The organism is Pseudomonas fragi, assembly GCF_002269505.1.
GTDB lineage: Bacteria > Pseudomonadota > Gammaproteobacteria > Pseudomonadales > Pseudomonadaceae > Aquipseudomonas > Aquipseudomonas fragi_D.
This window is the reverse complement of sequence record NZ_NQKQ01000002.1, coordinates 155,449-178,012: the sequence shown is the minus strand read 5'-3', so window position 1 is coordinate 178,012 and position 22,564 is coordinate 155,449. Positions and strand designations below refer to the sequence as shown.

The 22,564-nt window shown below is 58.2% G+C and carries 19 protein-coding genes, 5 tRNA genes and 1 riboswitch; of the genes, 6 read left to right on the top strand and 18 right to left on the bottom strand.

The window, feature by feature from the left end:
• Positions 1–76 precede the first annotated feature (76 nt).
• Positions 77–1,264 (top strand): fumarylacetoacetate hydrolase family protein, encoded by a 1,188-nt coding sequence (locus CJU81_RS03340; RefSeq protein WP_095035480.1) that lies wholly within the window; start codon positions 77–79, stop codon positions 1,262–1,264.
• 63 nt (positions 1,265–1,327) lie between these two features.
• Here the strand turns inward: CJU81_RS03340 and CJU81_RS03335 are convergent.
• Positions 1,328–1,404, bottom strand: a tRNA-Arg gene (locus CJU81_RS03335).
• Between the two features lie 325 nt (positions 1,405–1,729).
• Between CJU81_RS03335 and CJU81_RS03330 the strand changes: the two genes are divergently transcribed.
• The 3 genes from CJU81_RS03330 to CJU81_RS03325 all read left to right on the top strand — a co-directional run bounded on the left by CJU81_RS03330 (position 1,730) and on the right by CJU81_RS03325 (position 2,763).
• Positions 1,730–1,963 (top strand): hypothetical protein, encoded by a 234-nt coding sequence (locus CJU81_RS03330; RefSeq protein ID WP_095035565.1) that lies wholly within the window; start codon positions 1,730–1,732, stop codon positions 1,961–1,963.
• Between the two features lie 28 nt (positions 1,964–1,991).
• Entirely contained in the window at positions 1,992–2,168 is a 177-nt protein-coding gene (locus CJU81_RS24010; protein WP_176464729.1) for a PA3371 family protein, read from the top strand.
• A gap of 274 nt (positions 2,169–2,442) precedes the next feature.
• The gene (locus CJU81_RS03325; protein ID WP_019823397.1) at positions 2,443–2,763 is read left to right on the top strand and encodes an Arc family DNA-binding protein; all 321 of its coding nucleotides are present in this window, start codon (positions 2,443–2,445) and stop codon (positions 2,761–2,763) included.
• 81 nt (positions 2,764–2,844) lie between these two features.
• On the opposite strand, the gene mgtE is transcribed toward CJU81_RS03325, so the two are convergent.
• The 9 genes from mgtE to ltaE form a co-directional block, all read right to left on the bottom strand.
• A complete protein-coding gene (gene mgtE / locus CJU81_RS03320) occupies positions 2,845–4,287 on the bottom strand; it encodes a magnesium transporter (protein WP_016782141.1) in 1,443 nt (480 codons plus the stop codon).
• Between the two features lie 423 nt (positions 4,288–4,710).
• Positions 4,711–4,787 (bottom strand) — tRNA-Arg (locus CJU81_RS03315).
• A gap of 70 nt (positions 4,788–4,857) precedes the next feature.
• Positions 4,858–4,934 (bottom strand) — tRNA-Arg (locus tag CJU81_RS03310).
• A gap of 70 nt (positions 4,935–5,004) precedes the next feature.
• Positions 5,005–5,081: transfer RNA gene (locus CJU81_RS03305), tRNA-Arg, on the bottom strand.
• Positions 5,082–5,187: 106 nt separating this feature from the next.
• Positions 5,188–5,278, bottom strand: a tRNA-Ser gene (locus CJU81_RS03300).
• A 61-nt stretch (positions 5,279–5,339) separates the two neighbouring features.
• Entirely contained in the window at positions 5,340–5,528 is a 189-nt protein-coding gene (gene csrA / locus CJU81_RS03295; RefSeq protein ID WP_016782140.1) for a carbon storage regulator CsrA, read from the bottom strand.
• 178 nt (positions 5,529–5,706) lie between these two features.
• Complete coding sequence (locus tag CJU81_RS03290) at positions 5,707–6,942, bottom strand: aspartate kinase (RefSeq protein ID WP_095035479.1); 1,236 nt, start codon at positions 6,940–6,942, stop codon at positions 5,707–5,709.
• 83 nt (positions 6,943–7,025) lie between these two features.
• Positions 7,026–9,644 carry an alanine--tRNA ligase gene (gene alaS / locus CJU81_RS03285; protein WP_095035478.1) on the bottom strand — a complete coding sequence of 873 codons (2,619 nt, stop codon included), beginning with the start codon at positions 9,642–9,644 and terminating at the stop codon, positions 7,026–7,028.
• 146 nt (positions 9,645–9,790) lie between these two features.
• Entirely contained in the window at positions 9,791–10,795 is a 1,005-nt protein-coding gene (ltaE, locus tag CJU81_RS03280) for a low-specificity L-threonine aldolase (RefSeq protein ID WP_095035477.1), read from the bottom strand.
• A 215-nt stretch (positions 10,796–11,010) separates the two neighbouring features.
• A riboswitch (FMN riboswitch) is annotated at positions 11,011–11,181 on the top strand.
• Between the two features lie 131 nt (positions 11,182–11,312).
• Here ltaE and CJU81_RS03275 point away from each other — a divergent pair.
• Together CJU81_RS03275 and CJU81_RS03270 are read left to right on the top strand one after the other, a co-directional pair.
• Positions 11,313–11,807 (top strand): 6,7-dimethyl-8-ribityllumazine synthase, encoded by a 495-nt coding sequence (locus tag CJU81_RS03275; RefSeq protein ID WP_095035476.1) that lies wholly within the window; start codon positions 11,313–11,315, stop codon positions 11,805–11,807.
• A gap of 172 nt (positions 11,808–11,979) precedes the next feature.
• Positions 11,980–13,440 carry a M91 family zinc metallopeptidase gene (locus CJU81_RS03270; RefSeq protein ID WP_176464787.1) on the top strand — a complete coding sequence of 487 codons (1,461 nt, stop codon included), beginning with the start codon at positions 11,980–11,982 and terminating at the stop codon, positions 13,438–13,440.
• 5 nt (positions 13,441–13,445) lie between these two features.
• On the opposite strand, the gene astE is transcribed toward CJU81_RS03270, so the two are convergent.
• The 8 genes from astE to argR all read right to left on the bottom strand — a co-directional run bounded on the left by astE (position 13,446) and on the right by argR (position 22,521).
• Entirely contained in the window at positions 13,446–14,447 is a 1,002-nt protein-coding gene (astE, locus tag CJU81_RS03265; protein WP_095035474.1) for a succinylglutamate desuccinylase, read from the bottom strand.
• Between the two features lie 12 nt (positions 14,448–14,459).
• Positions 14,460–14,747 carry a topoisomerase II gene (locus tag CJU81_RS03260; protein ID WP_095035473.1) on the bottom strand — a complete coding sequence of 96 codons (288 nt, stop codon included), beginning with the start codon at positions 14,745–14,747 and terminating at the stop codon, positions 14,460–14,462.
• Between the two features lie 65 nt (positions 14,748–14,812).
• A complete protein-coding gene (gene astB, locus CJU81_RS03255; RefSeq protein WP_095035472.1) occupies positions 14,813–16,159 on the bottom strand; it encodes an N-succinylarginine dihydrolase in 1,347 nt (448 codons plus the stop codon).
• A 117-nt stretch (positions 16,160–16,276) separates the two neighbouring features.
• Positions 16,277–17,746 carry a succinylglutamate-semialdehyde dehydrogenase gene (gene astD / locus CJU81_RS03250; RefSeq protein WP_176464792.1) on the bottom strand — a complete coding sequence of 490 codons (1,470 nt, stop codon included), beginning with the start codon at positions 17,744–17,746 and terminating at the stop codon, positions 16,277–16,279.
• Entirely contained in the window at positions 17,743–18,780 is a 1,038-nt protein-coding gene (gene astA, locus CJU81_RS03245; protein WP_016782130.1) for an arginine N-succinyltransferase, read from the bottom strand. Before astA ends, astD begins: the two co-directional genes overlap by 4 nt.
• A 55-nt stretch (positions 18,781–18,835) precedes the next feature.
• Positions 18,836–19,855 carry an arginine/ornithine succinyltransferase subunit alpha gene (gene aruF, locus CJU81_RS03240; protein ID WP_095031205.1) on the bottom strand — a complete coding sequence of 340 codons (1,020 nt, stop codon included), beginning with the start codon at positions 19,853–19,855 and terminating at the stop codon, positions 18,836–18,838.
• 180 nt (positions 19,856–20,035) lie between these two features.
• Complete coding sequence (locus CJU81_RS03235; RefSeq protein WP_095035470.1) at positions 20,036–21,256, bottom strand: aspartate aminotransferase family protein; 1,221 nt, start codon at positions 21,254–21,256, stop codon at positions 20,036–20,038.
• A 284-nt stretch (positions 21,257–21,540) separates the two neighbouring features.
• Positions 21,541–22,521, bottom strand: a complete 981-nt coding sequence (gene argR / locus CJU81_RS03230) for a transcriptional regulator ArgR (RefSeq protein ID WP_016782127.1) — start codon at positions 22,519–22,521, stop codon at positions 21,541–21,543.
• Positions 22,522–22,564: the final 43 nt, after the last annotated feature.

Below are 22,564 nucleotides of genomic sequence, written 5' to 3'. Positions count from 1 at the left end.
ATGGTCAGGCAACCTGCGCTGACTCGATCGCGAGCAGGCTCGCTCCCACCAAGCACTCTTTTCAAGGATCTCGCTTATGCAAACGCTAAATCTGACCATAGAAAACACCCTGCCCGATGACTGGCAGCGCGCCACCCTGGTCGGTCGCGTGTGGTTGCCCGGCGAACGTGGCGGCCCGGCCGTGGTGGTGATTCGTGACGGCGAAGTCATCGACTGCACCGCCCTTTTCCCCACCCTGAGCCTGCTGCTCGATAGCGACAACCCGTTGCAAGCCGTGCGCGAAATCAGGGGCACTTCGCTGGGCACGATTAACGCATTGCTTGCCAACAGCGGCGAGCAGCGCGACATGGCCAAACCCTGGCTGCTGGCCCCTGCCGACCTGCAAGTGATCAAGGCCGCGGGCGTGACCTTTGCCGCCAGCATGATCGAACGGGTGATTGAAGAAAAAGCCGGCGGCGACGCCCTTCGCGCCCAGAAAGTCCGTGCGCTGGTACAAGACGTCATCGGCGACAACCTGCGTGACCTGCGCCCCGGCTCGCCTGAAGCGATGCGCCTGAAACAGGTATTGATCGAACAGAACATGTGGTCGCAATACCTGGAAGTCGGCATCGGCCCGGACGCGGAAATCTTCACCAAGGCTCCGATCCTGGCCGCCGTGGGCAGTGGCAACGCCATCGGCATTCACCCGGGTTCAAGCTGGAACAACCCGGAGCCGGAAGTGGTGCTGGCCGTCGACAGCCAGGGGCGGATTCACGGCGCGACCCTGGGCAACGACGTCAACCTGCGCGACTTCGAGGGGCGCAGCGCCCTGCTGCTGAGCAAGGCCAAGGACAACAACGCATCGTGCGCGCTGGGGCCGTTTATCCGCCTGTTTGACGAACACTTCAGCCTCGACGACGTACGCCACTGCGAAGTGACCTTGCGCGTGGAAGGCACCGACGGCTATGTACTGAACGGCAAAAGCTCGATGAACCAGATAAGCCGTGACCCGGCGGACCTCGCCGCGCAGACGCTCAACGCCAACCACCAGTACCCGGACGGTTTTGTCCTGTTTCTGGGCACCCTGTTCGCCCCCACCGAAGATCGCGACCAGCCGGGCCAGGGCTTTACCCACAAAGCGGATGACGTGGTCAGCATTGCGTCACCGACGCTGGGCGCCCTGCACAACCGCGTGACCGGCAGCGACCAGGCGCCACAATGGGCGTTTGGGGTCGGTGCACTGATGAAGAACCTGGCGGAGCGCGGGCTGCTGGGTCAGGCTTGAATGGGTAATTGATAGCCACAAAAAAGGCCCCGCCTGATCAACAGTGCGGGGCCTTTGCGTATCTGGTGTCCCAGGCGGGGTTCGAACCTGCAACCTTCCCCTTAGGAGGGGGATGCTCTATCCAATTGAGCTACTGAGACAAATAACGGCAAGCATGGTAACGGGCACGCCGTTATTTGTCATGTCGTGAGTGGTCTTTTTAAACGTAAGACAATGTCCGAAAAGGATTTTTATAGCCATTGACCAGCAACACGGGGCTGCAACTGTCTTGGCAGCACAGCCAAGGCTCAGGCTGCCATCGTGCAATTTGCACTACATCAAAAAGCCATCATTGCATAATGCAATTAAACCCTCTTGAATATAGGGCTCAACTAGCTGTTTTATATGGGTTTTTTGCCTTATTACAGTTGGCACGAAGACTGCTCTACCAACAGTATCCCGTCCATGCTCTCAGAGATGACCGCCATGAACAGCACGCTACTACTGTTAAACACCCTTGCACTGGCCGTATTGCTGGTTTTTCACTTTCAACCCGAACCCGTTTCGGTCGAGCAGCCTGTTGAAATGACAGCTACTTTCTACAAGAAGCCGCTACTACAGGTCGCGGTAATGAAGGCAACCGGTAGTGTCATACCTCACCTGACCACCAATCAGCCCGTCGCCGACAGGGCCCCTGCGGCTGAACGCTGGCTCTTTTAAAAGCACATTGAGAGATGGGTAGCAAATCATGTCGAAAATAGCTTTGGGTCTGTTAATGCTGGCGCTATCGAGCCTTGCCCTGGATGTATTCACCAGTAACGAATTTGGCAATCTGCCCTTGATTGCTGCGGCTGTGTTTTTCGCTTGCTGGCTGGTAGCCCTGATCATCGGGCGCAGGTTCAAATTTGACCCGCAGCTGCGCTAAAACCGTGAACCGGTAAGGGCCCAGGCCCTTTTGGATGAACGGTGAAACTCTTCGCTATCAAAACCAATGCATATTTTTGATAATCACTGCTGGCATAACGCCTTTATCCGGTTCAATATTTGTCACAGAATTGACGCCAGGGAAGTGGCAGATTTGAGGCATGATGCGCGCCTCTTAACAATTCAGGTTGAACATTTGGCTATAAGGACGGTCTTAAGCACATCCTGCGGCCAATTCCCGAGAACCGCTCCCCTGAACTAACCGGTTAACTAAAATGCGCCCATTGAAACAGGCTATTTACTCCAGCCGCACGGCTGACAAGTTCGTCGTTCGCCTGCCAGACGGAATGCGCGAGCGCATCGCCGAAGTGGCTCGCAACCATCACCGCAGCATGAACTCTGAAATCATTGCTCGTCTTGAGCAAAGCCTTATCCAGGAAGGTGTACTGGGTGACGAACTCAGCATGCGCCTGGACAGCCCCGAGCTTTCCCTGCATGAGCGTGAGCTGCTGCAACGCTTTCGCCAGTTGTCCCACCGCCAGCAAAACGCCCTGGTATCCCTGATTGCTCACGACGCTGAAGCAGCCTCTGAATAATCCTGATTTATCTCAGGCATAAAAAAAGCCAGCGGATGCTGGCTTTTTTTATGGGCGCTGTTCGCGCCCGTTACACGATAATCAGAGCAGGAAGATGGTCGCCAGCCCCAGGAAGATAAAGAACCCGCCACTGTCGGTCATGGCGGTGATCATCACGCTTGCACCCATGGCCGGGTCACGGCCCAGTCGAGCCAGTGTCATGGGGATCAATACCCCCATCAACGCTGCCAGCAGCAGGTTGAGGGTCATGGCCGCAGTCATCACCACACCCAGCGACCAACTGCCGTACAACAGGTACGCGACCACGCCGATCACCCCGCCCCACACCAGACCATTGATCAGGCCTACGGCCAGCTCCTTGCGCATCAGGCGCGAAGTGCTCCCGGTGTTGACCTGATCCAGGGCCATGGCGCGTACGATCATGGTGATGGTCTGGTTGCCGGAGTTACCGCCAATACCGGCCACAATAGGCATCAGCGCGGCCAGAGCCACCAGCTTTTCAATCGAGCCCTCGAACAGGCCAATCACCCGCGAAGCAATAAATGCCGTCACCAGGTTGACGGCCAGCCAGGCCCAGCGGTTACGCAAGGATTTCCACACCGAGGCGAAGATGTCTTCTTCTTCACGCAGACCGGCCATGTTGAGAACTTCGTTTTCGCTCTCTTCACGAATCAGGTCGACCATTTCATCAATAGTCAGACGGCCGATCAGCTTGCCGTTCTTGTCGACTACGGGGGCCGAAATCAAGTCATAACGTTCAAATGCCTGAGCAGCATCGTAGGCATCTTCGTCCGGGTGAAAACTCACCGGGTCGTTGGCCATCACTTCTGACACTTGCTTTTCAGGGTCGTTGACCAGCAAACGCTTGATCGGCAACACGCCCTTCAGGGCGCCGTCGTAATCGACCACAAACAGCTTGTCGGTATGCCCTGGCAGTTCCTTGAGGCGGCGCAGGTAACGCAGTACGACTTCAAGGCTGACGTCCTCACGGATGGTCACCATCTCGAAGTCCATCAGGGCGCCGACCTGATCCTCGTTATAGGACAGTGCGGAGCGGACGCGCTCACGCTGCTGGCCATCCAGGGTCTCCATCAGCTCATGGACGACGTCTCGCGGCAGCTCAGGGGCCAGGTCAGCAAGTTCGTCGGCATCCATCTCCTTGGCAGCTGCCAGGAGCTCGTGATCGTCCATGTCGGCGATCAGGGTTTCACGGACCGAATCGGATACTTCAAGCAGAATGTCGCCATCACGATCAGCCTTGACCAGCTGCCAGACCGTCAGGCGGTCGTCCAGGGGCAATGCTTCGAGGATATAGGCAACGTCTGCGGAGTGCAGGTCTTCCAGCTTGCGCTGGAGCTCAACAAGGTTCTGCCGATGGACCAGGTTCTCGACCCGGTCGTGGTGATGGCCTTCCTGACGATGTGTCAGGTCTTCGACCACACGCTGGCGATTAAGCAGCTCAATAACTTGAGCAAGGCGGCTTTGCAGGCTTTCTTGGGTTTTCTTTACTTCAACTTCGGTCATAGGCGAACTCCACTCCCAGCAGCAGGGCACGCCGGAAGGATCAATCAGTCAATTCATGATTGGAAAAACGGGATGCTGAGTTTCTACTGGGTAAGTCCATGGAGGTATTCCACAAGCCCCGGCGGGGCTGACGGGCGCAATCATACACGGCTTGAAAATTAATGACGCAAAAATCTTGGCAATAACAAAAGCTTGCGAGGCACCGCCAGACGGCGCCTGCGCACTGCTTGTGCGACGCAGAATGAGGGTCGCAGGACACAACTCAAAGATGAAACTCAACCCGTAGTCGCTGTCAAGGAACGAAGGCTGCGATCACATACACCGCAAAAACCAGAATAACCACAAGAGAAGTCGCCAGCATGACAGCAATCGTCAAATCGCAGACAGCAAAAAGCCCGCACAAGGTGCAGGCTTTTTGGTGTTTGGTGCACTCGACAGGATTCGAACCTGTGACCGCTCGGTTCGTAGCCGAGTACTCTATCCAGCTGAGCTACGAGTGCAAGTTGTGTTTGGTAGACCAGACCACCCTGGCTGAAGCCAAGTTAATCGCCGAAGCCATTAACTCTTAAATGGTGCACTCGACAGGATTCGAACCTGTGACCGCTCGGTTCGTAGCCGAGTACTCTATCCAGCTGAGCTACGAGTGCAAGTTGTGTTTGGTAGACCAGACCACCCTGGTTGAAGCCAAGTTAATCGCCGAAGCCATTGACTCTTAAATGGTGCACTCGACAGGATTCGAACCTGTGACCGCTCGGTTCGTAGCCGAGTACTCTATCCAGCTGAGCTACGAGTGCATTTGAAGCGGCGCATTATAGACCGTTGAATCTCTCTGGCAAGATTTTTTTCAATAATTTCAACAACTTATCGAAATCTTCCAGATCCAACGTGCTATCTGAATAATGGCGGAGAAGGGGGGATTCGAACCCCCGACACCCTTTTGAGATGTACTCCCTTAGCAGGGGAGCGCCTTCGGCCACTCGGCCACCTCTCCGCAACACGGGGCGTATAATAACCAGCCTTTTCCCCGCATGCAACTAAAAACTTAAATAAAATTAGAGACTTGGTTCTTCGCCCTTTTCATTCTTGATCCGCAGGTAGATCTCTTCACGGTGCACAGCCACTTCCTTGGGAGCATTCACACCAATGCGCACCTGGTTGCCTTTGACGCCGAGAACGGTCACGGTAATTTCGCCATCGCCTATGATCAGGCTTTCCGCACAACGGCGAGTCAGAATCAGCATACGTTTCTCCTCACACTTTCATTTCAGGGATATCAGTCTGCAAAAAAAAGGGGCTTGGGACTACTAGCTAAATAGCTATAGCCCGCAGCTCCTTAGTATTGACCCGCATGGCGACGTACGCCCACACAAGCCCAAAAAAACAAAGGGCGCGGATCAACCGCGCCCCTGGCACAACGTTTTACTCGCCCTGGCGGGCTGGTGCATCCAGATCAAAAGCGGTGTGCAGGGAACGCACGGCCAGCTCCAGGTATTTCTCTTCGATAACCACCGAGACTTTGATTTCGGAGGTCGAGATCATCAGGATGTTGATGTTCTCTTTGGCCAGCGATTCAAACATGCGGCTGGCAACGCCTGCATGCGAGCGCATGCCCACACCGACAATCGAAACCTTGGCAATGTTGGTGTCGCCCACCACTTCACGTGCACCGATTTCGCGGGCAGTGTTTTCCAGCACGCTTTGCGCCGCGCTGTAGTCATTGCGGTGCACCGTGAAGGTGAAGTCGGTAGTGTTATCGTGCGCAACGTTCTGCACGATCATATCGACTTCGATGTTGGCCGCGCTGATCGGGCCCAGAATCTTGAACGCCACCCCCGGGGTGTCCGGCACGCCACGGATGGTCAGCTTGGCTTCGTCGCGATTGAACGCGATACCAGAAATGATCGGCTGTTCCATGGATTCCTCTTCATCAATAGTAATGAGGGTGCCTGGACCCTCCTTGAAGCTGTGCAAAACGCGCAGCGGAACGTTGTACTTGCCTGCGAACTCAACTGCGCGGATCTGCAACACCTTGGAGCCCAGGCTGGCCATTTCCAGCATTTCTTCGAAGGTGATCTTTTCCAGACGCTGTGCTTTGGCTACTACCCGCGGATCGGTGGTGTAAACGCCATCGACATCGGTGTAGATCTGGCATTCATCGGCCTTGAGGGCCGCTGCCAGCGCCACACCCGTGGTGTCGGAGCCGCCACGGCCCAGCGTGGTGATATTGCCGAACTCATCAACGCCCTGAAAACCTGCAACCACAACCACACGCCCGGCCTTGAGGTCAGCGCGAATCTTCTGATCGTCAATCTTCAGGATACGGGCCTTGGTGTGCGAACTGTCCGTGAGGATGCGCACCTGGCTGCCGGTGTAGGACACCGCCGGCACACCGCGCTTGTTCAGCGCCATGGACAGCAGACCAATGGTCACCTGCTCACCCGTGGATACAATCATATCCAGCTCGCGCGGCAACGGCTGATCGCTGATCTGCTTGGCCAGGTCGATCAGGCGGTTGGTTTCGCCGCTCATGGCCGATAGCACGATCACCAGATCATTGCCGGCTTCGCGGAACTTCTTAACTTTATCGGCGACCTGCTCGATTCTCTCGACAGTGCCGACCGAGGTGCCTCCGAATTTCTGTACGATCAAAGCCATTTCAAAGCAGCCTCAGCCCATAAAGGGCGCCCATTTATCATTCAAACGACGCGCCGTTACTAGACAACGGCGCGTTCTGGACCTCAGATACCCTGCTCTACAAATGGCACAGTCAGGGCCAGCGCGGCATCCAGGGCTGCAGCATCAACACCGCCACCTTGCGCCATGTCCGGACGACCACCGCCCTTCCCGCCCACTGCCGCAGCAGCCTGCTTCATCAAATCACCGGCTTTGAGTTGGCCAGTCAGGTCTTTGGTCACGCCTGCAACCAGTACAACCTTGTCTTCGTGGACACTGCCGAGCAGGATCACTGCACGACCGAGCTTGTTCTTCAGCTGATCTACCAGCGCCAGAAGCGCCTTGCCATCTTGACCGTCCAGGCGAGCGGTCAACACTTTCACGCCTTTTACGTCCACTGCCGACGATGACAGGTCATCACCGGCAGCACTTGCAGCCTTGGCCTGCAATTGCTCAAGCTGTTTTTCCAGCTGGCGGTTACGTTCGAGCACAGCCGACAGTTTGTCGACCAGATTCTCGCGCGAACCCTTGACCAGGCTGGCAGCTTCCTTGAGCTGCTCTTCGGCAGCATTCAGGTAAGCCAGTGCGGCTGCGCCGGTCACGGCTTCAATACGACGAATACCCGAAGCCACGCCGCCTTCGCTGATGATCTTCATCAGTCCGATGTCACCGGTGCGCTTGGCGTGGATACCGCCACACAGCTCAACCGAGAAATCACCACCCATGCTCAGCACGCGCACGCTGTCGCCATACTTCTCGCCAAACAGCGCCATGGCGCCTTTTTGCTTGGCGGTTTCGATGTCGGTTTCTTCGGTTTCGACCGGGGTGTTCTTACGAATCTCGGCGTTGACGATATCTTCCAGCGCCTTGATCTGCTCAGGCTTGATCGCTTCAAAGTGGCTGAAGTCGAAACGCATGCGCTGGCTGTCTACCAGAGAACCCTTCTGCTGAACGTGTTCGCCCAGCACCTGACGCAAGGCTGCGTGCAGCAAGTGTGTGGCCGAATGGTTCAGCGCCGTGGCGTGACGCACATCGGCATCCACCTGGGCATCAACGGTTTCGCCCACTTTCAGGCCGCCCGCGGCAACCACACCGTGATGCAGGAAAGCACCGCCGGTTTTGGTGGTCTCACGCACGTCAAAGCGCGCAGCGCCAGCTTGCAGATAACCGCAATCACCGACCTGGCCGCCGGACTCGGCATAAAACGGGGTCTGGTCGAGAATCACCACGCCCTCGTCGCCTTCATTCAGGCTGGCAACCGACTGCCCGTCTTTGTACAGGGCAACGATTTTGGCCGAGGCCCGGGTGGCGCTGTAACCGATGAACTCGGTCGGCACATCGACTTTGACCAGAGTGTTGTAGTCCAGACCAAAGGAACTGGCCGAACGTGCGCGCACGCGCTGGGCTTCCATCTCGCGCTCGAAGCCTTCTTCGTCCACGGTCAGGTTGCGCTCGCGGGCGATGTCGGCGGTCAGGTCCATCGGGAAGCCGTAGGTGTCGTAGAGCTTGAACACTACGTCGCCAGGTACCACGGTGCCCTTGAGGTCAGCCAGGTCCAGTTCGAGGATTTTCAGGCCCTGCTCCAGGGTCTTGGAGAACTGCTCTTCTTCGGCCTTGAGTACACGCTCGATATTGGCCTGCTCGCGCACCAGCTCCGGGAAGCTTTCGCCCATTTCGGCAACCAGGGCCGCGACGATCTTGTAGAAGAAATTGCCGGTGGCGCCCAGCTTGTTGCCGTGACGGCAGGCGCGACGAATGATGCGACGCAGTACATAACCGCGACCTTCGTTCGACGGCAGCACACCATCAGCGATCAGGAAGCTGCATGAACGGATATGGTCAGCCACTACCTTGAGCGAGGCCTGGCCTTCGTTGGCGCAGCCAATTGCGTCGGCAGCTGCAGTCAGCAGGCTCTGGAACAGGTCGATATCGTAGTTGGAGTTGACGTGCTGCATCACCGCACTGATCCGCTCCAGGCCCATGCCAGTGTCTACCGACGGCGCTGGCAACGGATGCAACACGCCATCGGCGGTGCGGTTGAACTGCATGAATACGTTGTTCCAGATTTCGATGTAACGGTCACCGTCTTCATCTGGCGAGCCCGGCGGGCCACCCCAGATTTCAGGGCCGTGATCGTAGAAAATCTCGGTGCACGGACCGCACGGACCGGTATCGCCCATGGTCCAGAAGTTGTCGGATGCGTAAGGCGCGCCCTTGTTGTCACCGATACGGATCATGCGCTCGGCAGGTACGCCGACGTCTTTGGTCCAGATGTCATAGGCTTCGTCATCGCTGGCGTAGACGGTCACCCACAGCTTGTCTTTAGGCAGCTGCAATACGCCAGTCAGGAAGGTCCAGGCGAAGTTGATCGCATCTTTCTTGAAGTAATCGCCAAAGCTGAAGTTGCCAAGCATTTCAAAGAAGGTGTGGTGACGGGCGGTGTAACCGACGTTTTCCAGGTCGCTGTTCTTGCCGCCGGCCCGCACGCACTTCTGGCTGCTGGTCGCCCGGGTGTAGGCACGTTTTTCTTGACCCAGGAAACAGTCCTTGAACTGGTTCATCCCCGCGTTGGTGAACAGCAGGGTCGGGTCGTTATTAGGGACCAAGGAGCTGGAAGGGACACGGGTGTGACCTTGCTCCTCGAAGAAGCGAAGGAAGGCTTCACGGATTTCTGCGCTTTTCATAGGTTCTTCCACGGAGGCTGCGGCCAGAGGCAAGTAAATCACGTCAATCGACAGTGCGACTCGCAAAGGGCCGCATTATATCGGCCCTTCGCCCCGGGTACAGCGTGTTTATACGATAGCGACAAGCAATTGGACGGATTGAAAGCTTATTGGCGGGAAAACTCGGCAAAAACGGCTATTACCTGCTCGATCTGGCTGCGACTGACATCCATGTGCGTCACCATTCTCAGGCGCGGCGCCGCACTGAGCCTGATCCCCTGCTCGGCCGCATAGGCCTTGAGCGCTTCGGCACGCTCATCCACCTGAACGTAAACCATATTGGTCTGCACCGGCTCAACCGCATAACCGGCAGCGCGCAGGCCCTCGGCCAGCAACTGGGCATTGGCATGGTCATCAGCCAGACGCTCGACCTGATGATCCAGCGCATACAGCCCGGCAGCCGCCAGTTGGCCGGCCTGGCGCATGCCGCCACCGACCATCTTGCGCAGGCGCCGGGCCTTGGCGATCAAATCGGCGGTGCCGCACAGCACCGAGCCCACGGGCGCGCCCAGGCCCTTGGACAGGCAAACCGATACAGAGTCGAAGTGCCGGGTGATATCACCGGCATCAACCCCCAGCTTGACCGCCGCGTTGTACAGCCGCGCACCATCAAGATGCAGCGCCAGGCCGTGCTCACGGGTCAGGCGACTGGCTGCAGCCAGGTACTCGGTCGGCAGCACCTTGCCCTGCATGGTGTTTTCCAGCGCGAGCAGGCGGGTGCGGGCAAAGTGAAAGTCATCCGGCTTGATCGCGGCTGCAACCTGGCCCAGATCCAGCGAGCCGTCGGCCTGAACTTCCAGCGGCTGCGGCTGGATGGAGCCCAGAACAGCCGCCCCGCCGCCCTCATACTTATAAGTATGTGCCTGCTGGCCGACAATATATTCATCACCACGCCCGCAATGCGCCATCAGGGCCAGCAAATTGCTCATGGTGCCAGTGGGCACGAACAGCGCCCGGGCAAAACCCAGGCGCAATGCCAGCTCGGACTCCAGCTTGTTCACCGAGGGATCTTCGCCATACACATCGTCGCCCATCGGCGCATTCGCCATGGCCTCGCGCATGCCGATGCTGGGCTGGGTCACGGTGTCACTACGAAGATCGATAACAGTCATGGGAGCGGCCTCAACAATAAGTGATCATCTCTGGATGCTAATCGGGGTATTCCCTTTCAAACAAGTGCAGTACGCACAGGATTAGCCATATTCAAGGGTTGATCCAGGAATCTGCAGGTAACACAGCAAAAAAATTGATAGCTATTAGCAAAAAGCAGCCATGCATCTGCGAAAAAATTGTGATACAAAATGCCCGTCGCCAGAAAGGCTGGCGGCAACGTTCTCAGGGCGGGGTGCGACTCCCCACCGGCGGTAATTGCGCGCAAAGCGCATAGCCCGCGAGCGCTTGGCACATTCCTGAGCTTAGGCCAGGAATCAACCAAGGTCAGCAGACCCGGTGTGATCCCGGGGCCGACGGTCATAGTCCGGATGAAGAGAGAACGGGATTGGCGCCAAAGGGCCGTCAACCAGGTGGGCAAGTGGCGATGCCGTATGGCCGTGCGCTGCCCACCTGAACGCACCCTTTAATCCCATTCGATTCATATGCCCTGTTTTTCACACAAACAGGAATCTGAACATGCAACCTACAGCTATTCACCACAACGAACGTGTCGCGTTTATCCAGGCTTCCTGGCACAAAGAGATTGTCGACCAGAGCCGCAAGGGCTTCCTGGCCGAAATGCTGGTGCTGGGCTATCAGGAAAGCGACATCGATTTCTTCGAAGTCGGCGGCGCGTTCGAGATCCCGCTGCACGCAAAACTGCTGGCCAAAACCGGTCGTTACGCCGGCATTGTCGGCGCCGCACTGGTCGTGGATGGCGGCATCTACCGTCACGATTTTGTTGCCCAGTCGGTCGTCAGCGGCCTGATGCAAGTGCAACTGGAAACCGAAGTGCCAGTGTTCTCCGTCAGCCTGACCCCGCACCACTTCCACGCCGGTGAAGAGCATCAGAAGTTTTTCTTTGAGCACTTCGTTCACAAGGGCCAGGAAGCTGCCAGAACGTGCGTTGACACACTGCAGAAAATCCGCAATATCAAGCGCCTGGACATCCAGCAAAAACGCGCAGTGTAATATCTTACACCGCGGCTGGCGCACATTTGGGGCCAGCCGCGGCTTACGCCATAACTATGTAAAGCACACATAAGCCATCCAGGCGTTTCAATCGTCAGCACAGGTGCCCAGCCACCAATGACATTGAAACTGACGCTTCGGAGTATCACTTATGTGCCCCACGCCTCCTCCTGTGACGACTGGCCCTCAGCCAGCCCCTCATCAATTCGAATTTGACGGCGGCGCCCAGGCTGCGCCAGAAAGAACCGAAACCAAGGTTTCACGCCCCCTGCCCCATGTCACTGAAACCACCACGCAAAGCATTCTTCATATTGGCGCTAACGCCACCCTCGTGCGCTATGTCACTGAAGGTGTGCTGTACCCCCGACCCATTGACCGCCTGGTATTCCGCGCCTCGGCGGCGCGGGCATCGATCTTCGTTACCCGGGGCGACAACGACTCTCTCCTGCTTGACCTGAACCACGAGCGTTACCGGATAAAACCTGCAAGCGCTAAACAGATCATCGAAATTCACACCTTGCATGGCAACGATACGGTCTATATCGCAGACACCCTGAAGAACACCTTTCATATTGAAACCGGCCCGGGCAATGACACAGTCGTTACCGGCAGCGGCAAAGTGACAGTATTGACCGGTACCGGTGATGACATCGTGATGACCCGTGATGGCGCCAGCCATGTCGATACCGGCGATGGCAATGACATCGTCAATGCCAATGGCTCGGGCACAACGGTTGCCTATACGGGCAGGGGCGCAGATTTTTTCCGCGGCGGAGCCGGCATGGCCTTTATCCACGCGGGCGAAGGTGACGATGTAACCGTCGGCGGCCAGGGCCACAGTATTGTATGCGGGGGCGACGGCGATGACCTGATCACCGCCGGTGCGGGCTCCAATGTGATCTATGGCAGTCAGGGCCAGGATATCCTCAACGAACTAAAGGACAGCGACAAAGTCTTCACTGACAGCGAGCCCGCCACTATTTCTAAAGGCAGGATCATCCCGCATAAAAAGCCTGCAAACGCATTTATTGTCAGCCCTGAACCCCTGTCGGAATCAGGGCTGATTATTCAAGGCAGCGAAACGTTTATCGACAGGGTCCAGGATGACCTCAAGCTATTGCTTGGCTCCGGCAGCGGCAGCCAGTTGCTGCGCGAACTGACAAAAAGCATTCGCAAAAGCCAAAAGCCCATCACTATCGCCGAGCTGAAATATGTAAATAACGGTCTCTACATACCCAATCTGGGTGATGGCCGGTCTTATATCCAGGTGGGGATGGCAGGCCTGCCCGATTTCGGCGGGACGGTGTATTACAACCCGACACATTCACTTCCCGGAGCCTTACCGCTTACCGCTCTGTACCACGAGCTTTGTCACGCCTACAACTTTGTCACAGGCACGCGTTTTATGGGCTCAAGCCCGGACGGGCGCCGCGCAACCAAGCAAGCGCCACTGGTGAGCAATGAGGAACTGCAGGCCACTGGCTTGCCTTGCAGCACCGAGCCCTTTGACTTCGACAAAGACCCTGCAACCCCTGCCCTTCTCACCAACCCGTCGCCGTACAGTGAAAATGGCATGCTCGAAGAGCTGGGGCTGGCGCTGCGCAAAACCTACATCTACTACTCAGATGATTAACCCGCTCAGGCCAGGGTTGCCGGCTCGATAATCATCCCGGCGCGCAGGCCATTTTTGACTTTGGGGTTGGGAAAGATGATCCGCGCGCCCTCTTCTTCGATAACCCAGCGGGTCTTGTGAGCGTCTTGCGCCAGCAAATAACCCTTGGGCAACTCGCAGAAGTTTTCGACATCGGCAGGCAAGTGCAGGATAAACGCATCGCTGTGCTTGATCACTTCGCGGGCCACGCTGAACAACTGCAACCCTTCAAGCGAGTCATCCGCCAGCGGTGGCTCTGTACCTTCAATCATCTGCTGCAAACGCAGCTCAAGACGCTCGACATTGACCCCGCCGTTCTGCCCGAAAGGCCTGGCCTTGCCCAGTTCAAGGGTAAACGCCTCGGCGCCCAGTTGATCGTAGGTATAGGCGCTGAAGACAATGGAGGGCTTGTTTTGCAACAACACCGCTTCCATCCCGGCCGCACGCAAGCGCGACAGCTCAGCGCGCGAGTGGGCGCGGCCTTCTTTATAGGGATACAACGCAAACTGCTCGATCTTCGAACCGCGAATGGCGGTGTGCAAGTCGTAGTGCAGACGGATGCGCTCAGGCAGGCTGAAAAAGGTTTCGGCCAGATGCTCAAGCTCACAGGCGCGCAGGGCTTCGGGGCCGCTGCTGCTTTCGTGTCGACCGCTGAACAGCCGGTTGAGGTCTTCTTCGACAAACCGCGCGCCGGTACGCATGGCACCGGGGTTGCCAAACAAGAACAGAATTCGTGCGCGAGGCTTGATAACGCCCCGCGCGATGGCCTGCAACAGGCGATCAAGCAACTCGATCGGCGCTGTTTCATTGCCATGGATGCCGGCTGACAACAACAGATCCATGCCGTTGTCACGAGCTTCGGGCGGGCGCACTTCAAGCGCGCCTTCGGTCAGCCAGCGCATCCGCACGCCGTCGACAGTCAGTTGAGTTTTCTCGGCCGGTTCACGTCCGGCCAGGGTCAGTTCAAGCAGTTTGCCGAGAGCGAGCATAGAACTTCCTTATCAGTGGTTGCAGTCTGGACCGTGCACGTGACCGTCTTCATCATCGCTCAGATCAGCCGGTTCCATTTCCAGCTGCAAGCTCACGAGGTTAGTCGCTAACGGACGCAGCAGCAGGTTGGCGTATTCAGCATCGCCTTCTTCAACGTCTACACCGATCAGCAACTGGCCACGGCCGTCTTGCTGGATCCACAATTCCTTGCCCTGCCACATGACAGCAACGCGGGTGCAGGAAGTTTCCAGCTGGGTGCCATCGGTGTCTTCGAGAATCAGCTTCAGGGTATCAGTCATTTTTTCGCTCTCATTGGGTTGAAGGTGCGTGCCCGACGTTAACTATCGCCCAGGCACGCAGCCATTCAATTGATCTGGAATGGGTAAACCGCGCCCAGTTTAAGGATTTGCGTCAGTTCATCCAATGCCGTACGGCATTCAAGCAGCAATTGTGGATCAGCCAGGTCACTTTCGCGCAGAGCATCACGATAATGTTTGTTCACCCAGGCCGTCAGGGTGTCGTACAGCCCCGGGGTCATAATCACACCGGGGTTGACCGCCGCCAGCTCGGTTTCATTGAGCGCGACCCGCAGGCGCAGGCACGCAGGGCCACCGCCGTTCTGCATGCTCTGCTTGAGGTCAAAGACCTTGACCTCACGGATCGGCCCGCCAGCGGCCGTCAGCCCTTGCAGGTACTGCCAGACACGCGAGTTGGCACGGCACTCTTGCGGTACGATCAACAACATCGAACCATCGGCACGGCTCAGCAACTGGCTGTTGAACAGGTACGAGCGCACCGCATCTTCAACGGTCACTTGATCGCGGGGCACGCTGATCGACTGGAAGTTGGCACCACGGGCCGCCAGCTTGCCATGCAGCTCGGCCAGCATTTGCTCGGTATTGAGGAAGGCATCCTGGTGATGGAACAACAACTCGCCATTACCCACGGCAATCACGTCGTTGTGGAACACACCCTGGTCGATGACTGCCGGATTTTGCTGGGCAAACACCACGCCCTCTTCGCTCAGACCGTGCAGACGAGCCACCGCTTGCGAAGCTTCCAGGGTCTGGCGCGCCGGGTATTTTTGCGGCGCCGGGTAACGGCTATCGAAGGCGCTGCGCCCGAACACGAAAAACTCGACACCCGCCTCGCCATAATCCCGGCAAAAACGCGTGTGGTTGGCCGCACCCTCATCGCCAAACTGCGCCACTGCCGGCAACGCCGCGTGGTGGGAAAAATGCTGCTGGTCGGCAAACATCGCGCCCAGCACGCGACTGGTGGTCGGGTGCTCGATGCTGCGATGGTATTTGCAATTGAGGTTGGCAGCGGTGAAGTGCACGCGACCGTCAGCGGTGTCGGCACTGGGGCTGACCGTGGCCGCATTGGCTACCCACATGCTTGAGGCAGAGCAACTGGCGACCAGTAACGGCATGGCCTCTTTGGCGGCGCGCTCGATAACCTGAGCGTCAGTACCGGCAAAGCCCAGACTGCGCAAGGCTGCCACGTCAGGGCGCTCTTGTGGTGCCAGCACGCCCTGGACAAAACCCATGTCCATCAGCGCTTTCATTTTTTCCAGGCCTTGCAGCGCGGCTTCCTTGGGGTTGGAAGCCTGCTGGCTGTTGCTCTGGGAAGCGACGTTACCAAACGATAAACCGCCGTAGTTATGGGTCGGCCCCACTAAACCGTCAAAATTGACTTCAAAGGACTTCATCAGCGAGGCTCCGGAAAACGGTTATAAGTCATACAACACCTGTGGGAGCGAGCCTGCTCGCGAAAGCCTTAAAGGCCATTCGCGAGCAGGCTCGCTCCTACAGGGATGAGCTAAGCGTTACGACATCCGCACGCCCGGGGTCAGCGCTGCAGGCAAGACCAGCGTCGGCGTTTCAAGGGATGCCACCGGGTACGCGCAATAGTCCGCCGCATAATAAGCACTGGCGCGATGATTGCCCGAGGCCCCGATACCACCAAACGGCGCACTGCTGGCAGCACCGGTCAGTTGCTTGTTCCAGTTGACGATACCGGCACGGCTCTCAAGCCAGAACTGCTGATAACGCGCCTCGGAGTCAGACAGCAAACCTGCCGCCAGACCAAACGCGGTATTGTTGGCCTCGGCAATGGCCGCGTCAAAGTCGGCGTAGCGAATTACTTGCAGCAGTGGCCCGAACAGCTCTTCATCCGAACGCTCGCTGACCGCTGTCACATCGATAATGCCCGGCGCCAGCAAGGCCGCATTGCTGTCAGGCTGATGCATTTCCAGCAAGGCCACGGCACCCGAACCCAACAACACCTCCTGGGCATCCATCAAGGCACGTGCGGCACCCAGGGAAATCACCGAGCCCATGAACGGCGCCGGCTGCTGATCAAATGCGCCCACTTCAATGCTCTGGCTGACCTCGACCAGACGCGTCAGCAGGCTGTCGCCCCAGGCGCCTTGCGGCACCAGCAAACGGCGGGCACAGGTGCAGCGCTGCCCGGCGGAAATAAAGGCCGACTGGATGATGGTGTACACCGCCGCATCCAGATCCTCGACCTGGTCGACCACCAGCGGGTTGTTGCCACCCATTTCAAGGGCCAGGATCTTGTCCGGACGCCCGGCAAACTGCTGGTGCAGGGCATTACCGGTGCGGCTGGAGCCGGTGAAGAACAAGCCGTCGATACCCGCGTGCGCTGCCAGCGCGATACCGGTTTCACGGGCACCTTGCAGCAGGTTCAGCACACCGGCCGGCAGCCCGGCTTCGATCCAGCACTTGACCGTCAGCTCGGCGACTTTAGGGGTCAGTTCGCTCGGTTTGAACACCACACTGTTACCGGCCAGCAACGCCGGGACAATATGCCCGTTGGGCAAATGGCCAGGGAAGTTGTACGGGCCGAAAACCGCCACCACACCGTGGGGCTTGTGGCGCAAAACAGCCGTGGCATCGCCCAATGGGCCGCTTTTTTCGCCCGTGCGCTCGCGGTAGCTTTGCACCGAGATCGCCACTTTGTTGATCATGCTGGTGACTTCGGTAGCCGACTCCCAGAGCGGCTTGCCGGTTTCTTCACCAATGCAGCGCGACAGTTCATCAGCGTGATTTTTAAGGCTTGCGGCAAAGGCTTCGAGCACGCTCAGGCGCTGTTCAAATGTCTGTTTGGCCCACTGCGGGAAAGCCTGGCGGGCAGCCTTGACGGCAGCATCCACTTGCCCGGCATCGGCGCCCTTGCCAGCCCACAGCACTTGCTGGGTAACCGGATTCAGCGACTCAAAGGCCTCGCCCTGCCCGTCCTGCCAGGTGCCCGCGATAAACAACGTACTCATTATTTCGACTCCCGTGGGGCAACTGGCTGGGCAGACAACGCAACAGCGCGCACTTGGTCGCCCGCGCTCAGTTGCAGGCGTTTGGCAGTCAACGGATCGACCACCAGTGTGCCTGCAGCCAGGCGCGCCGGAGCGGCCGTGATGCGGCAATCTTCGCGTTTGCGGTTGTGCATCAGGTAAGGCGTGGCGTCGTCACCCGGCGTACCGATAGCCAGCACCAGCGCTTCGCTGTCGCGCACTGCGCGGATCTTGCTGGTTTCACACTCAACTGCCGGGCCTGCGTCAAAAATATCAACGTAACCCTGATAGCTGAAACCTTCGCTTTTGAGCATGTTCAAGGCCGGCTCGGTGTGGGTATGCACCTTGCCGATTACCGCTCGGGCATCTTCGGACAAGAAGCAGGTGTACACCGGAAACTTGGGCATCAGTTCAGCGATAAAGGCCTTGTTACCCACGCCTGTGAGGTAGTCAGCCTGGCTGAACTCCATTTTGAAGAAGTGTCGGCCCAGGCTTTCCCAGAACGGCGAGCGGCCGTTTTCATCGGACATGCCGCGCATTTCGGCAATGATCTTGTTGCCAAACAGCTCCGGGAACTCGGCGATAAACAGCATCCGCGCCTTGGCCAGCATGCGGCCATTGAGCCCGGTACGGTAATCGGCACTCAGGAACAACGAGCACAGCTCGGAGTTGCCGGTCAGGTCGTTGGCCAGAAACAGGGTCGGGATTTCGCGGTAAATATTCAGTTCCTGTGAGGCGCTGACCGTCAGGCCCACACGGAAGTTGTACCAGGGCTCACGCAAGCCCACGGCACCGGCAATGGCGGAAATACCCACCACCTTGCCATCGTCGTTTTCGAGCACGAACAGGTAGTCCGCATCACCGCGCTCGGCTTCGCCACGGAAGGTTTTCTCGGCCCAGGTCACCCGGTGCAGCAAGCGCTCTTCGTTGGCCGGCAAGGTGGTCAGGCCGGTGCCGGTGCTGCGTGCCAGCTCAATCAGGGCCGGTAAATCGCTGTTGCGTACAGGACGAACGATCATGCTATCTCCTTGGACGGGGCTCGCTGACGACCCCCGCGAAACTCGCTCAAACGCGTTAAACCGCTACCACTCGCACGCTGGCACCTTCGCCAACACCGAGTGCTTCGGCCGCTTCCAGATCCAGCGTGACCGGCTTGCCCGGCGCCCAATCCAGCTCCAGCAGTACTGCGCGGTAATCCTGCAACTGGGCATTGGCCACCAGGTATTGACGACCACCGCCCTTGCTCAACGTGCCGATCTTGACCGGGACCACGCGGCTCTGGGCGATTGAGCGGATACCCGAAACCCGTGCATGCAGGGTCGGGCCACCGTCGAAAATATCGATGTAGTGATCGGTTTCGAAGCCTTCGCGCATCAGGATGTCGAAGGTGATCTGCGCGCGCGGATGTACCTGACCCATTGCCTCCTGGGCGGTGTCTGGCAGCAGCGGCACGTAAATCGGGTAATGGGGCATCAGCTCGGCGAGGAAGGTACGGCTCTTGAGCCCGCACAGACGCTCGGCGGCGGCATAGTTCAAGTCGAAGAAGTTGCGGCCAATGGCGTCCCAGAACGGCGAGTCGCCATTTTCATCGCTGTAGCCAACGATCTCGGTCACCACGGAATCGGCAAAACGCTCCGGGTGGTTGGCCACAAACAGCAGGCGGCCACGGGAGTTGAGTTCGGACCAGGCCGAGCCCACCAGTTCCGGGACCACATAAAAACTGGTCAGCAGGCTGTTACCGGTCAGGTCATGGCACTGCGACAGGACGTGGATTTTGTTGTGGATCTTCAGCTCGCGGGAGGCATGCACGAAAGTCTCGTTACGGAAGCTGTAGAACGGCTCCGAGTAACCGGCCGAGGCCACTATCGCCGAACACCCCACCAGCTTGCCGGCAGTGGTGTCCTCAAGGACGAAAAAATAGCTTTCTTCGCCATTGAAACTCACTTCGGCAGCGAACGAGGTTTCGGACGCGGCGATCTTGTCGCGCAGGCGTTCGATATCGTCCGGCAATGAAGTGACACCAATCGGGCTGTCCGCAGCCAGACGCTGTACTTCGCCCAGATCAGCCATTTGCGCAGGGCGCATCACCAGCATGGTGTCACTCCTTAATCCTTGAATTACATAGAGGGGATGTGCCGAACAGTCGAGTACACCCGGGAGTTCAACTGTGGGGGCGGGCTAGCCCGCTCGCACATTGAAAGCCCTGTGCATTGAGCCTGGCCCGGCACATAAAATTCGGTTCGACACCCGGCAACCCGGGCGTCGAGGTCACACTCAGGCTTGCGTCAGATTTTTCACGGCACGTTCGAAGCGGTTCAGACCTTCTTCGATATCGGCCTCTTCAACCACCAGGCTTGGCGCAAAACGCACAACGTCGGGGCCGGCCTGCAGAATCATCAGATTTTCTTTTTCCGCAGCATTGAAAATGTCTTTGGCGCGGCCTTTCCAGGCATCACTCAACACACAACCCAGCAACAGGCCCATGCCACGCACTTCAGTGAACAGGCCGTATTGCTGGCCGATCTGCTCAAGGCGGGTTTTGAACTGATCGTGTTTGGTTTTGACGCCAGCCAGCACTTCAGGGGTGTTGATCACATCAATCACCGCATTGCCGACTGCGCACGCCAGCGGGTTGCCGCCATACGTGGTGCCGTGGGTGCCAACAACCAGATGCTTGGCCAACGCTTCGGTGGTCAGCATGGCTGCGATCGGGAAACCGCCGCCCAGGCTCTTGGCGCTGGTCAGGATGTCCGGGGTCACGCCGTAATGCATGTAGGCAAACAGCTCGCCGGTACGGCCCATGCCGGTTTGCACTTCGTCAAACACCAGCAGCGCATTGTGTTGGTCGCACAATTCGCGGGCGCCCTGCAGGTAAGCCTGCTCAGCCGGCAGCACGCCGCCTTCGCCCTGGATCGGCTCCAGCACCACGGCACACGTCTTGTCCGAGATCGCCGCTTTCAGCGCGGCAAGATCGTTGAACGGGACATGGGTAATGCCGGTGATTTTCGGCCCGAAACCGTCGGAGTACTTCGACTGCCCGCCCACATTGACGGTGAACAGCGTGCGGCCGTGGAAGCTGTTGAGCGCGGCGATGATTTCGTACTTCTCGCTGCCGAAACGGTCATGCGCCACACGACGGGCCAGCTTGAAGGCGGCTTCGTTGGCTTCGGCACCCGAGTTGCAGAAGAACACGCGCTCGGCGAAGGTCGAATCCACCAGCTTTTTGGCCAGGCGCAGGGCCGGCTCGTTGGTGAACACGTTGGACACATGCCAGAGGGTATTCGCCTGCTCAGTCAAGGCACCGACCAATGCCGGATGCGCATGGCCCAGAACGTTAACGGCAATGCCACCCGCGAAGTCGATCAGCTCTCGACCCGCCTGGTCCCATACTCGGGAACCGGCGCCACGCACAGGAATAAAGGCCGCAGGTGCGTAGTTGGGAACCATGACCTGATCGAAATCGGCGCGTTGCACCGGGGCTTGCTCAACGGACATCGGAGTCTCCTGAAGAGGAACGCCTGCCTAAACTGGCGAGCGATGGGGGGATTGTAGGGACACATCGGGGGCTCGCCTTGCCGCCAAGCGACAACTTCTTATAGCGCCAAACCACGATTTACAAAGGCTTACGACAATGCGACATATTCCGTCACAAAGGCGCAGTTTAAACGCTGGGGCGTGTTTACGGCAGCACTGCAGGCCGCTGATTTGCCGCAAAAGCATGAGCATTGCCATAACGGCAAGTCATGCAGGTTTGCACAGCAAGAAGGGACAGGCTGATTTCAGCCACGCTCGGCGGGTGCCGACGACAATTCGAACGGGCTGCTGCTGCGGCGCTGGTTGCGGTCTTCACGGGGGGTCGCGCCAAAGAAATTGCGGTAGGCACTGGAGAAATGCGGCCCCGAAGAGAAGCCACAGGACAAGCCGATCTGGATGATCGACTTGCTGGTTTGCATCAGCATCTGCCGCGCCTTGTTCAGGCGCAGTTCCAGGTAGTACTGGCTGGGTACGCGATTGAGATACTGCTTGAAGATGCGCTCCAGCTGGCGACGGGACACGCACACATGCTGGGCGATTTCGTCGGTGGTCAGGGGCTCTTCAATATTGGCCTCCATCAGCAGCACAGCCTGCGTCAGCTTGGGATGGCTGGAGCCAAGACGGTTTTGCAGAGGAATACGCTGGCGTTCGCCACCTTCGCGGATGCGCTCCACCACCAGCTCTTCGGAAACCGCGCCAGCCAGTTCAGCACCGTGATCGCGAGCCAGAACAGCCAGCAATAAATCGAGCACCGACAAACCGCCACACGCGCTCAGACGATCACGGTCCCAGTCGAACAAGTGACTGGTGGCAATCACCTTGGGGAAACGCTCGGCAAAATCGTCCTGCCAGCGCCAATGCACTGCAGCACGATAACCATCGAGCAAACCTAATTGCGCCAGCGGATACACCCCGGCCGACAACCCGCCAATCACACAGCCTGCACGCACCAGTTGTTTGAGCGCACTGCTCAGGGCCGGCGCCAGGGCGGCCGGAGGCTCATCCGCCAGCAAAAACAGCTTTTGACACCCTTCAAGCTTGCCGTTCCAGGGCTCACCCGGCAATTGCCAGGCGCCTTCGAGCGGCGCCTCGGCCTGCAGGAACAACAACTCGTAGACGACTTCAGGATGCACGCGCTGGGCAACACGCAACGCTTCCTCGGCCAGCGCCAGGGTCAAGGCTTTGGTGCTGGGCCAAATGAGGAAACCAATTCGATGGGCGGTCATGGCGTGCTATCCGGAACGAAAACGGGAATAAAACCTGTGCACC

Bases quoted from the DNA above. Each gene is read 5' to 3' on its own strand.
- astB (WP_095035472.1), bottom strand. From the start codon at position 16,159: ATGAAGTCCTTTGAAGTCAATTTTGACGGTTTAGTGGGGCCGACCCAT.
- astA (WP_016782130.1), bottom strand. From the start codon at position 18,780: ATGATCGTTCGTCCTGTACGCAACAGCGATTTACCGGCCCTGATTGAG.
- aruF (WP_095031205.1), bottom strand. From the start codon at position 19,855: ATGCTGGTGATGCGCCCTGCGCAAATGGCTGATCTGGGCGAAGTACAG.
- CJU81_RS03275 (WP_095035476.1), top strand. From the start codon at position 11,313: ATGCAACCTACAGCTATTCACCACAACGAACGTGTCGCGTTTATCCAG.
- argR (WP_016782127.1), bottom strand. From the start codon at position 22,521: ATGACCGCCCATCGAATTGGTTTCCTCATTTGGCCCAGCACCAAAGCC.
- CJU81_RS03325 (WP_019823397.1), top strand. From the start codon at position 2,443: ATGCGCCCATTGAAACAGGCTATTTACTCCAGCCGCACGGCTGACAAG.
- CJU81_RS24010 (WP_176464729.1), top strand. From the start codon at position 1,992: ATGTCGAAAATAGCTTTGGGTCTGTTAATGCTGGCGCTATCGAGCCTT.
- ltaE (WP_095035477.1), bottom strand. From the start codon at position 10,795: ATGACTGTTATCGATCTTCGTAGTGACACCGTGACCCAGCCCAGCATC.
- astE (WP_095035474.1), bottom strand. From the start codon at position 14,447: ATGCTCGCTCTCGGCAAACTGCTTGAACTGACCCTGGCCGGACGTGAA.
- alaS (WP_095035478.1), bottom strand. From the start codon at position 9,644: ATGAAAAGCGCAGAAATCCGTGAAGCCTTCCTTCGCTTCTTCGAGGAG.
- CJU81_RS03330 (WP_095035565.1), top strand. From the start codon at position 1,730: ATGAACAGCACGCTACTACTGTTAAACACCCTTGCACTGGCCGTATTG.
- CJU81_RS03340 (WP_095035480.1), top strand. From the start codon at position 77: ATGCAAACGCTAAATCTGACCATAGAAAACACCCTGCCCGATGACTGG.
- mgtE (WP_016782141.1), bottom strand. From the start codon at position 4,287: ATGACCGAAGTTGAAGTAAAGAAAACCCAAGAAAGCCTGCAAAGCCGC.
- CJU81_RS03260 (WP_095035473.1), bottom strand. From the start codon at position 14,747: ATGACTGATACCCTGAAGCTGATTCTCGAAGACACCGATGGCACCCAG.
- CJU81_RS03235 (WP_095035470.1), bottom strand. From the start codon at position 21,256: ATGTCCGTTGAGCAAGCCCCGGTGCAACGCGCCGATTTCGATCAGGTC.
- CJU81_RS03290 (WP_095035479.1), bottom strand. From the start codon at position 6,942: ATGGCTTTGATCGTACAGAAATTCGGAGGCACCTCGGTCGGCACTGTC.
- csrA (WP_016782140.1), bottom strand. From the start codon at position 5,528: ATGCTGATTCTGACTCGCCGTTGTGCGGAAAGCCTGATCATAGGCGAT.